This window comes from Achromobacter pulmonis (assembly GCF_021733725.1).
GTDB lineage: Bacteria > Pseudomonadota > Gammaproteobacteria > Burkholderiales > Burkholderiaceae_B > Achromobacter > Achromobacter pulmonis.
This window is the reverse complement of sequence record NZ_JAIFOT010000001.1, coordinates 5,709,380-5,722,939: the sequence shown is the minus strand read 5'-3', so window position 1 is coordinate 5,722,939 and position 13,560 is coordinate 5,709,380. Positions and strand designations below refer to the sequence as shown.

The window sequence follows — 13,560 nt, the reverse complement described above, 5'->3', positions numbered from 1 at the left end:
AGCCTCGACGCCGTGCGCCAGGGGCATGTGGACCTGCTGGACATCCTGAAGCTGAACGCCTTGATGGACGCTCAGGAAGCCCAGCAGGCCCACGCCAATAGGAAAGACCGATGAATGTAGTTCGCGAGCTGGTGACCCTCCTGCGGTACGAGGTGGACGATTCGGGCCTGCGGCGGTACCAGCAGGCCTACGCGGAGGTCCAGAACACCATTGCACGGGTCACAGAATCCGCCGTGCAACGCATGCGCGAGAGCTTGCGGCAGGCCGCGACCCTGCGGCCCGCAGCCGTACCCACGCCGGCCATCAGCACGCCTACGTCCGTAGGTCTGCCGTCCGCACCTCGTGGCGCGGCCGCAGCTGTTGCCGGAGTTGGGGCGGCATCGGCCTTTCCGGTCAACGTAGCGGATGCGCGAGCCCAGATTGGGCAGGTTCAGGCCGCCTACGGCACCCTCATGGCCAAGGCGCGCAGCGGCCTGCATACGGTTCGGGAAATTGGAATCGGCACCTGGGAGGGCATTCGTCTGGGCATCCAGGACGCCCGCCAGGCTCAGGAACGCATGACCCGCGCGCAATGGCAGGGCGTGCGCGTAATCAAGGAGCAGGCCGGTGCTTTCTCGGGCCTGCGCAAGGTCGTCGGCACGGTCTTCGGCGTGGCCGTCGTCCGGCGGATCTTCAGCGACATCGATGCATGGGGCCAGATGGAGGCCCGTATGCGCAAGGCGACCGCTTCAGCGCAGGAGTACGCGGAGGTCGACCGACAACTGGCCCGAGTGGCCCGCCTGACCTACATATCGTACGAGTCCAACGCCGAGCTGTTTGTCCGCACGCGCCGCACCATGGCCGACCTGGGCAAAAGTACCCAGGACACGGTGGACGTGACGGAAGGCCTGGCGCTGGGGATGGCGCTGTCCAGCTCCAAGGCGCAGGACCAGGAATCGGTCATCGCTTCGCTGACCACCGCCATCATGCAGGGCAAGCTGGCCATGCACCAGTACAGCACGCTGATGCGGGCGGCGCCTCGCCTGCAGGTGGCGCTGGCTGACGGGCTGGGCCTGACCACGGACAAGCTGCTCGAGCAGGTGAAGGCCGGCCGCCTCACCAGCGACAGGTTCCTGCCGGCGCTTCAGTCGCAGCTGGTGAAGATGCGCATCGAGGCGCAGGACATGCCCGTGACCATGGCGGATGCCATGACGGTCTGGAACAACGCCTTTCAGCGGTTCTGGGGGCAGGCGTGGCTCGGGCGTCAGGCGGTGCTGGCTGTCACCCGCGCCATTGAGTTCCTGGCCGACCACATCCAGACGGTGATCGGCCTGCTGGCTCTGACAGGCGGCGCTTGGGGATTGGTGAAGCTGCGGGCGTGGCTTCGCCTGGCCACGGTGCAATCGGGCGGCCTCATCCGGTCGCTGGTCACCGCCACGCGCGCGGCGATCGGGCTGGACACGGCCATGGCGCTACGCCGCGGCCCCGCAGGCGCCCGTAGGATGCTCGCACTCTGGAACCGCACGCTTGTTCCGATGCTGCGCATTGCCGCGCTGCTGTACACGATCTACCTGCTGATGGACGACATCGGCGTCTGGTATCGGGGCGGAGACTCGATGCTGGGCGACCTGATCGGCCCGGTGGAAGAGTGGAAGGACGAGATCCAGACGGTCAAGACTTTCCTCATACAGATCAAGGACATGCTCGGCGGAGCCGGTCAGGACCTCAAACCCTGGCTCAAGGGGCTTGGCACCATTTTGATCATGGCCTATGGGCTGTGGCGGATCTTCCGAGGACTGTTATGGGTCCTGGGCGTGGTCCGCGATGTGTTCGTGTTCTTGGCGACGCGGGTGGCGCCGATGCTTTGGCGTGCCTTTGTGATGACGCCTTGGGGCCGCATCGCGACGCTCGTCATCGGCGGGCTGTGGCTGATCTGGAAATACTGGGACCAGATCAACAAGGCGCTCGGCGACGCCTGGAACTGGCTGCGGAGCAAGGCAAAGGGCACCTTCTTCGAGCCGGTCCTCGAGTACATCGACGCATTGTGGGCGTTCTGGGTGGAACTGGTGAAGGGCGTCGTTGCTCTGTTCACTGGCGACTGGGACGGCGCGATCGCGCATTGGCGCAATGCCTTCAACGGCTTGTGGAAGTTCTTCGAGGATATCGGCGGCCGCATGATCGCCAAGATCCAGGAGATCGGAGCCGCCATCACGAAATGGATCACCGACAAGGTCGAAGCGGCCGCGAAGTGGTTGGAGCGGCTGCTGCCGGGAGACATGCTGACCGATGACCAGAAGGCCGCCATGGCTGCGCCGAAGGAACTGCTGGGCAACAAGGATGTCTGGCGGGCTTTCGCCAGCGGGGCGGGCGTGCCGCTGGTGTCGGCCGGGGCCGCCGTCCGCGCCGGCGTGCCTGCGGCGCGGGGCCCGATGACCGTGGAGATCCACAACGAGACCACGGTCAACGCGCCCGGCGCTGATCCCGGCGCCGTTGCCGATGCGACCTCGCGCGGTCTGGCCCGCACCCAGCGCAGGGGCATCGACCGGCTGGCGCAGTTTCTGGACTTTCACACTGGCGTGGAAGCCGCACGATAGGGATGAGCCGCGATGAGCTTCGTGTCGATGGTGTTCGGGTGGGGCGGGGGCAGCAACATCGGCGTGCTGCCCCTGGACGCCCTGATCAGCGAGAGGACTTCGCTCAACAGCCGAGCGACCGAGTACCCGGTCGAGGACGGCCCGCCGGTGACCGACCACGTCGTCCAGGAATCGGAGCTGCTGACCGTGGAAGGCTGGGTGACGGCGGCCGAGGTGTCTCTCCTGGGTGGAGTGAACGCACTGGCCGCGCGGGTGGCTGGCCACGGCGGTGGCGGCCGTTCAAAACTGATCGGCGCCAAGGAAGCCCTGCGCAAGATCCACGCAGACCGGCTTCCCGTGACCGTCGTGACCGGCTTGGACGTCTACGTCGGCTTTGTCATGGAGCGGTGCGATATCGATCGCAACAACGAAGACGGCGAGCGGTTCAGCATCAGCGCGGACTTCCGCAAGATCCGCAAGGTCGCGATGCGCCAAGCCGTGATTCCGCCGGAGAAGGTCAAAGGCAGTGTGAAGGGCAAGGCGGGCGCCACCAAGACCAACGCCGGCAAGGTGGCGCCCAAGGAGGTCTCGGTGCTCAAGAGCGATACCGGCGCGATCATCGGAAAGGTGAAGCAGGTCATCTTCGGGAAATGAAGCGATGTTGCAGATACCCATTCTCGACGCCAACGACAGCCTGACCGAGGTGGAGCTGGACAGCGTCACGTTCTTTCTGGGCCTGTCCTGGAACAGCGAGGCCGAGCGGTGGACGCTGTCCGTCGAGAACGCCTACAACGAGATGATCGTCGCCGGCATCGCCGTTGTGCCCGATACGCCGTTGCTGGCGCTGTATCGGCACTTGGCGGTGCCGGCCGGCGAACTGGTGGCGCTGGCGCCCGACCGGCGCGACGCAATCGACCGGGAGGCCTTGCCCGCCGGCAAGGTGGCTCTGGTGTACGTCGAGGCTTCTGAGGTGGCTCATGGCGCGGTTTGATCGCGTGTACCGCCTGCTGGTGGGCAAGCCGAACCAGAAGGGGCTGGAGATCCGGCAGCCCATGCGGGTGACCTTCGAAGTCAGCAAGGACGCCCAGGAAGAGCCCAACGACCACAAGATCAGGATCTACAACCTGGCCGCAGACACTCGCCGGGCGCTGGAAGAACCGGGTTTGCGCTGCGTGCTGTACGCCGGCTATGCCGAAGAGGGCGGGCCGCTGTTGATGGCGTCGGGCAGCGTGGTTTACGCCTACACCTGGTACGAGCCGCCGGACGTGGTGACGGAACTGGCCGTGAAGGATGGCTATACCGAGGTGCGGGACACTGCCGTTTCGATTGGCCTGGGGCCGGGCGCGCAGGCCAGCGCCATCATCCGGGATGTGGCGAGCCAGATGGGATTGCCGTTGGTGATGGCCGATGACGTGCCCGACCGCCGGTGGCAGCAAGGCTTCTCGTTCTATGGCGCCGCCCGTACGGCCTTGCACAAGGTGACGCAGGGCACCGGTCTGGAATGGTCGATCCAGAACCAGCAATTGCAGGTCGTGCGCCGGCGCGGCACGACCCGTCGCAAGGCGGTAGTACTGGCGGCCGACACGGGGTTGATCGGCTATCCGGAGCGCACGCGCGAGGCCGCACGCGAGAAAGCCCGTGTGCGCGACGGCCAGACAAACGACGACGTGCGCCTGGTCAGCGCCCGCCAGCAACGCGACGGCTGGCGGGTGACCTCGTTACTGCTGCCCACGATCAACCCGGGCGACCTGGTCAAACTGGAGAGCCGCGCGGTGCAGGCATTCCAGCGGGTGGAGGCGGTGCGTCACTACGGCGACAGCGCCGGCGGCGACTGGCAATCCGAGCTGCAGCTGGTCGATCCGCATTTGCCGCGTCGACAGAAGGGAAAGACATGAAAAACCCGATTGCAGGGCTGCGGGCCCTGATCGACGCCGAGCTGGCAGACGTGTATACGACCCTGCCGGGGGAAGTCGTGTCCTATGACGGCGTTACAGTGACGGCGCGGCCGGCGCTGGCCAAGCGCCTGGCCAATGGCGAAGTCCTGAAACCGCCCCAGATCGTCCGGGTGCCGGTCAGGTGGTTCACAGGGGACGTGAACGGCGCGCAGGCGCTCATATCGGTACCGCTCAAGCCGGGCGACCCCATCACGCTATCGTTTTCGGCCCGTTCCATCGAAAACTGGCTGGCCGGCGACGACGGGCCGCCCGACGATCCCCGCCAGTTCGACCTGTCAGATGCGTTCGCCAGCCCCGTGGTGCGCCCGGGTACCGCCGTCGCAGATACCGAAAACCTGAGCATTCAGTACGGCCAGGCCTCCATGAAGCTATCGCCCACCGGCGCGCTGAGCTTCGTGGTGGCGTCCTGGACTGTGCAGGCCGAGCAGACGACCTTCAACACGCCCCTGACCGTGAACGGGCCGCTGCGGTACACGCAGGGCCTATCCGGTGAAGGAGGCGAGGGCGGCGCATCGATGACCGTCCGCGGCGGTGTGGCGTTCGAGGGCGGCCGCCTTACCCATGACGGCAAGGATGTAGGAGCCACGCACGCGCACCCCAACGGCATGGGCGGAATGACGGAGAAACCTGTCTGATGACGATCGATCTTGCTCTGTCCGACGACCATGACTTGGCGCTGGACCTTGTCGGCCGCGCCTCGCTGATCGATGGCGCCGCCAAGGTCGCGCAACAGATCAAGGTGACGCTGCTGGCCTTTCTGGGCGAGTGGTTCCTCGATACCAGCTTCGGCGTGCCGTACTTCGAGGAAGTGCTGATGAAAGCTCCCAACCGGGCCGCGGTCGAGGCTGCGTTTCGTGCCCGGATCGGTGACGTGCCTGGCGTGTCCCGCGTCCGCCGTCTGGGGCTGGAAATCGACCACGGCCGGCGGCTTCTCCGCGTCTCATACGAGGCCGACACATCGGCGGGCCTGGTTGCCCAGGTCGTCGACCTGCATCGCCCCTGAACCCATTTCTTGAGGAATCCATGGCCTACGGTCTCACGCCGGACGGGTTCGTCCGCATGCGCCTGCCTGAAATTCGGCAGGAAATCATCGAAGACTTGCGCGCCCGGTTGCGGGCGGCAGGCGTAAACGACGCCGTCGAAACGCGGCCAGACAGTGTCATTGGCCTGCTGATCGACACCTTCGCCGAGCGAGCGGCGGCCCTCTGGGAGCAAATGGAGGGCGTTTACCTGTCGATGTATCCCGGCTCGGCCACCGGCGTGTCGCTGGATCGGTCGGTCGCTTTTACCGGGGTGACGCGTCAACCTGACCAGCAGGCGCGAGCCTATGTCGTCCTATATGGGACCGAGGGGGCGGCCGTTCCCGCCGGTGCCTTGGTGCGCCACCGAGTCAGCCAGAACCTCTGGGCGCTGGCCGGGGATGCGCAGATCCGCAAAGCTGCCGCCGCCGACGTGTGGCTACGGCCCGTGGTGACGCCCGCGTCGCTGTACGAGGTCGTCGTTGACGGTCAGGCCTATTCCTATACTTCCGGCCCCACCACCAACCTGCCGGCGGTCCTGGCCGGGCTGGTGGCCGCGTTGGCGTCCACCGGCCTGGCCGCTTCCAGCGACGGCGCGGCTATTCGCCTCCGAACCGATGGCCGGGTGGCGCGCGCTTTCACCTGGTCGCCGACCTTGGACCTGGTGCGCCTGGGATCACCGGCGTTGGCCGTCTCGGCCGACCCGTCGGAAGAAGTGGCCGCGCCGGGGGACTTGAATGGCATCGTGACGGCCGTGGATGGCTGGGATGCAGTGGAGAACCTGCAGGCCGGCGTTCCTGGCCGCCTGGCCGAGAATGACGCCGCGCTGCGGGCGCGGTATCCCACCGGCTTGTTCCGTCTGGGTGCTGCGACCCTGCCGAGCCTGGCGCCCAACATCCGGGATCAAGTCCCTGGCGTGCGGGCGCTGCGAGTGTTCCAGAACACCAGCGATGACATTGACGAGGCAGGCCGGCCGCCGCATTGCATCCATGTGGTCGTGGACGGCGGTCTGGACGACGAAGTCGCCCAGGCGATCTTTGGGACCAAAGGGGGCGGCATCGATACCCATGGGGCGACACGCGTCGTTGTGACCGACACGCAAGGCGCCCGGCATCCCATCCAGTTCGACCGGCCGCAACGGGTTTTTGTCTGGTTGTGGTGTGCGGTGACGCTGCTGCCACCCTCTGAGCAGGCCTTCCCGCCGGATGGATTCGACGCGATCACGGCAAGTCTCGCCGCGGCGGGCGATGGCTTCTCGATCGGGGACGACGTGATCCGCCAGCGGCTCTTCGGCGCGATCTACCGCACGCCGGGCATTGCCACGGTGGATCTGCGGCTGGCCCATTCCACCGATCCCACGTTCGTTCCCCGCCAGGCCGACTACACCACTTCCAACATCGACATCCTGGATTCCCAGGTGGCCGTGTTTGACCAATCCCGTATCAAGGTGACCTGATGGACCTGCAGCAAGACCATGCCGGCATCGCTTGGTCCCACTGGCTAGGCCAGTTCCAAGGCAAGCCGAGGCTTGAAGCCTTGGTCAAGGCGTTGCTGAAGCCGGCGGACGGCCTTCAGGGCGCCTTATTCGCCCTGTACGAGCAGCGTTGGCTGGATACGGCTGAGGGACGGCAGCTCGACGGCATTGGCGAGATCGTCGGGCTGCCTCGCATGATCGATGACGCGATCTATGTGCGGTTCTTCGGTTTTGCCGGGCAGCCAAACGTCGGCGGCTTTGGTGAAGTGCGACTGCGCCGAGCCAACGAGCGGTCGGTGGCCGGCTCGACCCGGTTGCTCGATGCCGAGTATCGAAAGCTGCTGTATTGGAAGATCGCCTTGAACAACGGCCACGGCACGACGCCCGAAATCACCGCCTCGCTCAAGCCGATCTTCGATGTCAGCAGAGTGGTCGTGCAGGACGCCGGCAACGCCAAGATCCGCATTTGGGTCAGCCGGATTCCAGGGCCGAACGATCCGCTGATGGTCAATCCCTACAAATGGGTGCCGGCAGCGGCCGGCGTGGGCGTGCAAATCATTACTGGCTCGACGGAACGGCCATTTGGCTTTCGTGAGCAGGGCTTTTACGGTTTTGGCGCCGGCGTGCTGGCGCGGGAAATTTACTGATGGCTGAAACCAATTTCTTCGAGCTTTTCAAGGCGACGTGGGCGCAGAACGGCACCACGGATCGCATCTCCGCTGCGCAATACGGCACCGGCTGGGCGTACATCGGCTCGCTGCCGCCGTCGGTGGAGCAATTCAACGCGGTGCAGCAGATCACCGATCAAAAGCTGACCTGGATCTATCGGCACCTGGAGGCCGTGGCCACGCTGACGGGCCGGGCGCTCACGGCGCCGGGTAGCGATGCGATCTCCTATGCTTTCCAGAACCTCAACGCCTCGAGGTTGACCGCTGGCACTGTGCCGGCGGACCGTCTGCCGGAAAAGGCGCCAGCTATGACGGTCGGTGCCGCAGCTAAGTGGGAAACGCCGCGCAGTATTTCGATCAGCGGCGCGGCGAGGGCGCCGGCCAAATCGCTCGACGGTTCGGCGAACGTCATGCTGGACGTGGTCAGCCTGGACATGGGCGGCGCTTTCGGCATCCTGTCGCCCGTGAACGGTGGCACCGGCCAGAATTGGATTCCGCCCGGCAACTACCTGGTCGGCAACGGCACGGCCACCATGACCTCCAAGACACCCGGCCAGGTGCTGGCCGACATCGGCGCCGCGCCGCTGGACAGTGACCGCCGAGTCCCCGAGATCAACAGCCGCTACCCCAACATGCGGAGCGCCACAGCCGGTAGTGACCTGAACACATACATCGAGTCGAACGATTTCTACATCCATGCCCCAGCGCCCAACACGCCGCCCGGGTGGGCCGGCGAAGCGCTGCTGCGCGTACGAGCGTGGGCGTCACTGGTTTTTCAGGAATTTATCCATCGGGGAGGCGAAGCTACCCGTTGGTGGAGGATAAGAGTCAACTCGGCCACTTGGGGACCATGGCACAAGGCTGCCGAATTGGACGGCCCGGCGTTCACGGGTACGCCTACCGCTCCGACGCCGGCGCTGACAGACAGCAGCACCCGGCTCGCCACCACCGCTCATGTCGCGGGCTCCGTGCGCGCTGCGTTAAACGCGTATGCCGCTACCCGAGGGCGTTCCTCGTCCCAATTCAGCGCGATGGGCTGGTGGTGCTGCGGCGACACAGGATTTGTCCGGCAGTGGGGCGTTTCGAGAATCCCCTACGACTCGGAGGCCTGGGTGACATACGGCGTCGCCTTTCCGAATATGTGCCTGGGCGGAAACGCTACGCATGCGGAGCGATTCCTAGTATCGCAAGACGCTGGCGTTGGGTTGATCGACGCCGGTTCCACCGCTGCGATCGTCCGTAATGGGGTAGGCGCAGACTCGCGGGGCTACTTGGCGAACCCTGCCGATAGAGCCTCGTTGATCTACTGGGAAGTTTGGGGATACTGATGACGACCTACTATTTTTCTCCCAGCCGGTTGGCGTTCTATCCGGACAGCTTGCGTGACGTGTACGAGGCCAGCCCTCAAGGTTGGCCGGAAGACGCCGTCGCCGTCACCGCCGAGCGGTACGAGCAACTGTTTGCCGAGCATCAGCAGGGGCGCGTCTTCTGCGCAGGGTCTGACGGCGAGCCGATGACAAAAGATCCGGCCGCGCCGACGCCCGAACAGTTGGCTGCCGCTGAGCGCGCCTGGCGTGGGGCGCAGTTGGATGCCACAGATTCCTTGGTACAGCGCCACCGAGACCAAGTCGAAGAAGGGGCCAACACCACGTTGAGCACCGAACAGTATCAGGAGCTGCAGGCGTACCGCCAGGCGCTGCGAGAGTGGCCGGAGACGGAGGGCTTCCCGGCGACAGATCTGCGTCCGGTGGCGCCGGCCTGGTTGTCCCAGCGCTGACCAGGCGTCCGCATCCGCATCGCACATAGACCGCCTCGGCGGTCTTTTTTTCGTCCATCCGGGAGGCAGCAATGCGACCCCATCAAAGGAATTTCTGCATGGAACCCACATCTGCCGGCTTCGGCGGCGGCGCCGCGGTGAAGGTGGCGCTGGCCTACGGCGCGCCTGCCGCGCTGGCCGCCATCCTCGGGCTGCTGATTATGCCGCCCAAGACCTCGAGAGAGTTCACAGTGCGCTCGATATGCACGGTCGCTTGCTCGTTCATTTTCGGGCCGGCGCTGGCTGTGGCCGTCCTTACCTGGAAGCCCAGCCTGATGGAGGCCATGACCTGGCTTGCCCGGCACGGCGCCGATGGCGAAGACCTGGCGCTGGCCAGGTTCTATGTCCTCGGGCCGAGCATGTTGCTCGCGGGCCTGCCGGCCTGGTGGGTGCTGGGTGCCTATATGCAGTGGATGTCGCGTATTCGCGAGATCGGGGTTGTTGCGTGGGTGAAAGAGGTGCTGGCGCTATTGCCCTGGCGCCGGACTGGCGGGGAGGGGTGAGCATGGATCTGACAGTCATTGTGGAGCGCGCAATCAATCCGGCGTCGGCGTTGCTACCGGCGCGGATGGATACGTCAGCGGCGCGCGTCATGTTGCTGGCCATTGGCCTGCAGGAAAGCCGGTTCGAGCACCGGCGACAGATCGGAGGGCCGGCACGAGGCTTCTGGCAATTCGAGAAGGGTTCGCGGGCCAGCCGCGGCGGCGTATGGGGCGTGTACCTGCACGCTGCGAGCAAGGACCAGTTGGCGGTGCTGTGCAAGGCCCGCAGCGTGGCCTGCGACCCGGATGCGATCTATGCCGCGCTCGAGTATGACGACGTGCTGGCCGCCGGAGTCGCGCGGCTGCTGCTGTGGACCGATCCGAAGACGCTGCCGCCCGTGGGCGACGCCGAGGCCGGCTGGGCGCTCTACCTGCGCACCTGGCGCCCCGGCCAGCCGCACCCGCAAACCTGGTCGGATCTGTACCGCCAGGCCGCTGCTGAGGTGCAGTCGTGAATCCGTTCTGGCGCATGGCCGCGCCCTGGGTCGGCGGCGCGCTGGTGGTACTGGTGCTGGGCGTCGGCGTCGTGTTGTACGGCGCCAGCCGCTACGACGACGGCGTGGCCAAGGCCAACGCCGACCACGCCCTTGCCGAGCTGAACGAATTCAAGACCCAGACCGGCCGCCTGGCAGGCATCGCTACGAGCTTCGAGGCGAACGTGGCCGCGCTGCGCGGCGCCGAGCCCAAGATCATCGAGAGGTACACGCGTGTCGAAGTCCAAAGCCCTTTGCCTGCTGGCTGCCGCATTGACGCTGGCCGGCTGCAGCACATCAACGAAGCCGGCCGCCTGGCCAATACTGCCGGCCAACCTGGCCCTGCCGTGCCCGCCGGTGCCCGAAGTGACCAGCGATAGCTGGGACGACTTCGCGCGCAGCTACATGGCGCTGGCGGTGCAGTACGGGCAGTGTGCGGCTCGCCACCGTGCGACCGTCGAGGCGTGGCCCTAGATCAGCCCGAAATGATCTGGTCGAGAGCCACTCTGCCTAGAGCCTTGATCGCGTCGAAAGATAGTTCGATGCCTTTGCTCAACGCGCTTTCTTTGATTTTTGCCCAGACCTTAGGCGAGCGCATTGTGTCGAGAAGATCATGGCCTTTCATGGTAAGTCGGGGATCCGACGCTCCATAGGAAAAGTAGCCGCCCCCGCCTCGCTTTAGGTGAATGCCTTCGATGTAGCCGGCGTCGACCAACAGTTCCAGATGGCCGAGCAAACGGGCGCGCTCTTCTTTAGCTGCAGTGGCTTTGGCCTGTTGTTCAACCGCATCTGGCTGGCCCAAAGATGTTTCGATCTGAGCAATCTCGGGGATTCCTGCGAATACGTCTCTACCTTCCTCGATCGCGAGCAATTGTTCTCGAAGAAGATTCCAGTCGCGTTTCATTTACGCCTCCTGTGTGAGCTGTGAAGCAGTTTATATTGGCTCGCTCGTGGTATGCATCATCGCGGCGCCATGCCCTTGCGCAGCTTGCGCGGCTCTTCCAGCAGCTCGGCCGTCATCTGGTCGCGCTCGATCACACAGGGCTCGACGGCCAGGCCTGCCATCAGGTCGTCGTGGATCTTGCCCATTAGGCCAGTAATTTGGCCAATTCTGGCTGCCAACCCGGCGCTGCGAAGTTAGTGCAATTCGGCCCTAATTTTGGCTTGTTGAGGTACGCTGGGGTGTCCTCACAGTGTCCGCGCCCTCATGCCATGATTCTTTTCCTCGATTTCGATGGTGTGCTCCACCCTGATGCAGCCTACAAGACAGCAAACGGACATCTTGAACTGCGGGCTGAAGGTGCTTTCTTCATGTGGGTGCCGTACTTGGTCGATGTCCTGGCTGACTTCCCGAAAGTACGCATTGTTCTGTCGACCAGTTGGGTCCGCCAACTGAGTTTCAATCGCGCCCGACGCTACCTACCCGCTCAGGTGAGCGACCGCGTGATCGGTGCGACCTATCACAGCGCGATGGCCCGCCAGATGGACGGATTTGCGGTGGCTAATCCGTGGGATGCATCGAGTCGTTACCAGCAGATTGCTCGCTATGTTGAGCGCGCCAAGGTTTCCAACTGGCTCGCCCTGGACGATGACGATGAAGGCTGGCCGGACGCCGAGCGCAACCGACTCGTATGCACAGATCCAAATAGGGGGCTCTCGAATCCTCAAACTACCTCGCAACTACGTAGCGCCTTGGAGCAGAGGGTGAGAATACCTGGAACGGCGGTAAATTGATGGCGCGCGGCGTCGCTTACTGGCGAAGTTGAAGGACTTGGCCTCGATGCAGGCGTCATTGAATTTCGCCGTGGCCATGCTCGTGGAATAAGAGAAAGCCCACCGGCGGGCAGGGTAGGGGCGGTCATCGGAGGCCGGCGCGCGAGTATCAACTTCGCGCTGGCGCGCCACCGCGGCAATGAACGTGGCGGTCAATGCCTCGATCATTGCCTTGTCGTCATCGGGAAGAGCCGCCCAGCGCTCGGGCGTGATGTTGTCGAAGGGCCAGGGATGCATGCGGCAAGACTATTCCCATGCCGTTTGTTTGTCGTTGAAATGGTTGGGAATCTAAGACGTGATGCTACTGAAACGGCTACTGGGATGACCAAGTCAACCGTATGTGTGGCTAAGTAAACTGGGCAGTGGGCAAGCATCCTAAAAGCGCATTTCTATCCTATTCCGGATCGAAGGCTCCGAATTCGACCTTCCATTGCTTTGTTGACTCTGATATCTGCGAACTGTCATTGCAGAGAAATCCGAGGGCTCCAAGGCTATTTCCAAAGACCACTAGAAATGCGCTAGTGGTCTTATCGCCTGAAACTGCATAGCGATATGAAAATTGGGTCGACAGATCGACGTTTGCTCGTTTCTGCTCGGTCTGATGGGGGAGTCGTCGAGCGGCCTCTTCAAATGCATCTTCCGGAGTTGGCTGCCCATTTGAAAACCAGCGCAGGAAGCCGACTCCTCGCTTAGGCAAGATAGTTCCTGTATGCATGTAGTGCAGACTTAGCAGGAGCTTCCTAAAGCACGTCTCGATAATTCCCTGTATCTCGGGATGGCGGAGCGTCACAATCGGCACGTCGCGCCACAACTGGCCCGGGTCAGGGCGAGCATTCATTTTGCGGAGAATCGAGCGCTTTTCTCCATTTGACAGTATCAGCGCTTTCATCAACTCCGGGTGTCTTATCATTTGCCCGCGCACTTGTCGCTCCAGTTCCTCTTGCGCGACAGGGGATGTAGCCGCATCCTCAGGAGCAAGTCGGCAGATTAGTCCGAACATGCCCTCAATGTTCGAGGTGCGACGTTGACATGAGGCACAGGCAGGAAACACGTAGCCTTGAGGCCACGCCCTCTCGATGAAAACAGTCCTTGGGGGCCAATGGTCCTCCGTGGTGGCTTTTGCGGTACCTCCGCAGTAGCAGCAAGTTGGATGTTTTGCTAGAAACTGATTCAACCGCCGAGTCTTACTGCCCATTTAATTTCGCCTCAGATGAATTTGCTGGGCATTTTATGACTGGTGACCTCAGTTGAATCGATATGGCGGCCTCATTAGAGGCGTCCAGTGCTT

18 protein-coding genes are annotated in these 13,560 nt (G+C 63.9%); 15 read left to right on the top strand and 3 right to left on the bottom strand.

Annotated elements, in window-relative coordinates:
- Positions 1-110: 110 nt before the first annotated feature.
- The 14 genes from K2W61_RS26465 to K2W61_RS27930 all read left to right on the top strand — a co-directional run bounded on the left by K2W61_RS26465 (position 111) and on the right by K2W61_RS27930 (position 10,973).
- Complete coding sequence (locus tag K2W61_RS26465) at positions 111-2,573, top strand: tape measure protein (RefSeq protein WP_236756872.1); 2,463 nt, start codon at positions 111-113, stop codon at positions 2,571-2,573.
- A gap of 12 nt (positions 2,574-2,585) precedes the next feature.
- Positions 2,586-3,206, top strand: coding sequence for a phage baseplate protein (locus K2W61_RS26460; protein ID WP_236756871.1), 621 nt, complete (start codon positions 2,586-2,588; stop codon positions 3,204-3,206).
- A gap of 4 nt (positions 3,207-3,210) precedes the next feature.
- Positions 3,211-3,543: a phage baseplate plug family protein gene (locus K2W61_RS26455; RefSeq protein ID WP_236756870.1), complete on the top strand. Its 333-nt coding sequence runs from the start codon at positions 3,211-3,213 to the stop codon at positions 3,541-3,543.
- Positions 3,530-4,447, top strand: coding sequence for a phage protein (locus K2W61_RS26450; RefSeq protein ID WP_236756869.1), 918 nt, complete (start codon positions 3,530-3,532; stop codon positions 4,445-4,447). The genes K2W61_RS26455 and K2W61_RS26450 overlap by 14 nt, the downstream gene beginning before the upstream one ends.
- A complete protein-coding gene (locus tag K2W61_RS26445; protein WP_236756868.1) occupies positions 4,444-5,142 on the top strand; it encodes a Gp138 family membrane-puncturing spike protein in 699 nt (232 codons plus the stop codon). Before K2W61_RS26450 ends, K2W61_RS26445 begins: the two co-directional genes overlap by 4 nt.
- Positions 5,142-5,510, top strand: a complete 369-nt coding sequence (locus K2W61_RS26440) for a contractile injection system sheath initiator (RefSeq protein ID WP_236756867.1) — start codon at positions 5,142-5,144, stop codon at positions 5,508-5,510. The genes K2W61_RS26445 and K2W61_RS26440 overlap by 1 nt, the downstream gene beginning before the upstream one ends.
- Before the next feature lie 20 nt (positions 5,511-5,530).
- The gene (locus K2W61_RS26435; RefSeq protein WP_236756866.1) at positions 5,531-6,982 is read left to right on the top strand and encodes a hypothetical protein; all 1,452 of its coding nucleotides are present in this window, start codon (positions 5,531-5,533) and stop codon (positions 6,980-6,982) included.
- Positions 6,982-7,647 carry a baseplate wedge 1 family protein gene (locus K2W61_RS26430; protein WP_236756865.1) on the top strand — a complete coding sequence of 222 codons (666 nt, stop codon included), beginning with the start codon at positions 6,982-6,984 and terminating at the stop codon, positions 7,645-7,647. The genes K2W61_RS26435 and K2W61_RS26430 overlap by 1 nt, the downstream gene beginning before the upstream one ends.
- Complete coding sequence (locus K2W61_RS26425) at positions 7,647-8,996, top strand: pyocin knob domain-containing protein (protein WP_236756864.1); 1,350 nt, start codon at positions 7,647-7,649, stop codon at positions 8,994-8,996. Before K2W61_RS26430 ends, K2W61_RS26425 begins: the two co-directional genes overlap by 1 nt.
- Entirely contained in the window at positions 8,996-9,445 is a 450-nt protein-coding gene (locus K2W61_RS26420) for a phage tail assembly chaperone (RefSeq protein WP_236756863.1), read from the top strand. The genes K2W61_RS26425 and K2W61_RS26420 overlap by 1 nt, the downstream gene beginning before the upstream one ends.
- Positions 9,446-9,543: 98 nt before the next feature.
- Positions 9,544-9,987 carry a hypothetical protein gene (locus tag K2W61_RS26415; RefSeq protein WP_006395914.1) on the top strand — a complete coding sequence of 148 codons (444 nt, stop codon included), beginning with the start codon at positions 9,544-9,546 and terminating at the stop codon, positions 9,985-9,987.
- A 2-nt stretch (positions 9,988-9,989) separates the two neighbouring features.
- Positions 9,990-10,481: a hypothetical protein gene (locus K2W61_RS26410; RefSeq protein ID WP_236756862.1), complete on the top strand. Its 492-nt coding sequence runs from the start codon at positions 9,990-9,992 to the stop codon at positions 10,479-10,481.
- Entirely contained in the window at positions 10,478-10,879 is a 402-nt protein-coding gene (locus K2W61_RS26405) for a hypothetical protein (protein ID WP_236756861.1), read from the top strand. Before K2W61_RS26410 ends, K2W61_RS26405 begins: the two co-directional genes overlap by 4 nt.
- The gene (locus K2W61_RS27930; protein WP_419761656.1) at positions 10,821-10,973 is read left to right on the top strand and encodes a hypothetical protein; all 153 of its coding nucleotides are present in this window, start codon (positions 10,821-10,823) and stop codon (positions 10,971-10,973) included. The genes K2W61_RS26405 and K2W61_RS27930 overlap by 59 nt, the downstream gene beginning before the upstream one ends.
- Before the next feature lies 1 nt (position 10,974).
- Here the strand turns inward: K2W61_RS27930 and K2W61_RS26400 are convergent, their stop codons facing one another.
- A complete protein-coding gene (locus tag K2W61_RS26400; protein ID WP_236756860.1) occupies positions 10,975-11,403 on the bottom strand; it encodes a DUF2513 domain-containing protein in 429 nt (142 codons plus the stop codon).
- Between the two features lie 56 nt (positions 11,404-11,459).
- On the bottom strand, positions 11,460-11,588 hold the full coding sequence (locus tag K2W61_RS27780) for a hypothetical protein (protein ID WP_272909353.1): 129 nt from the start codon (positions 11,586-11,588) through the stop codon (positions 11,460-11,462).
- A gap of 123 nt (positions 11,589-11,711) precedes the next feature.
- Between K2W61_RS27780 and K2W61_RS26395 the strand changes: the two genes are divergently transcribed.
- The gene (locus K2W61_RS26395) at positions 11,712-12,233 is read left to right on the top strand and encodes an HAD domain-containing protein (RefSeq protein ID WP_236756859.1); all 522 of its coding nucleotides are present in this window, start codon (positions 11,712-11,714) and stop codon (positions 12,231-12,233) included.
- 433 nt (positions 12,234-12,666) lie between these two features.
- Here the strand turns inward: K2W61_RS26395 and K2W61_RS26390 are convergent, their stop codons facing one another.
- Complete coding sequence (locus tag K2W61_RS26390; protein WP_127913752.1) at positions 12,667-13,161, bottom strand: hypothetical protein; 495 nt, start codon at positions 13,159-13,161, stop codon at positions 12,667-12,669.
- Positions 13,162-13,560: the final 399 nt, after the last annotated feature.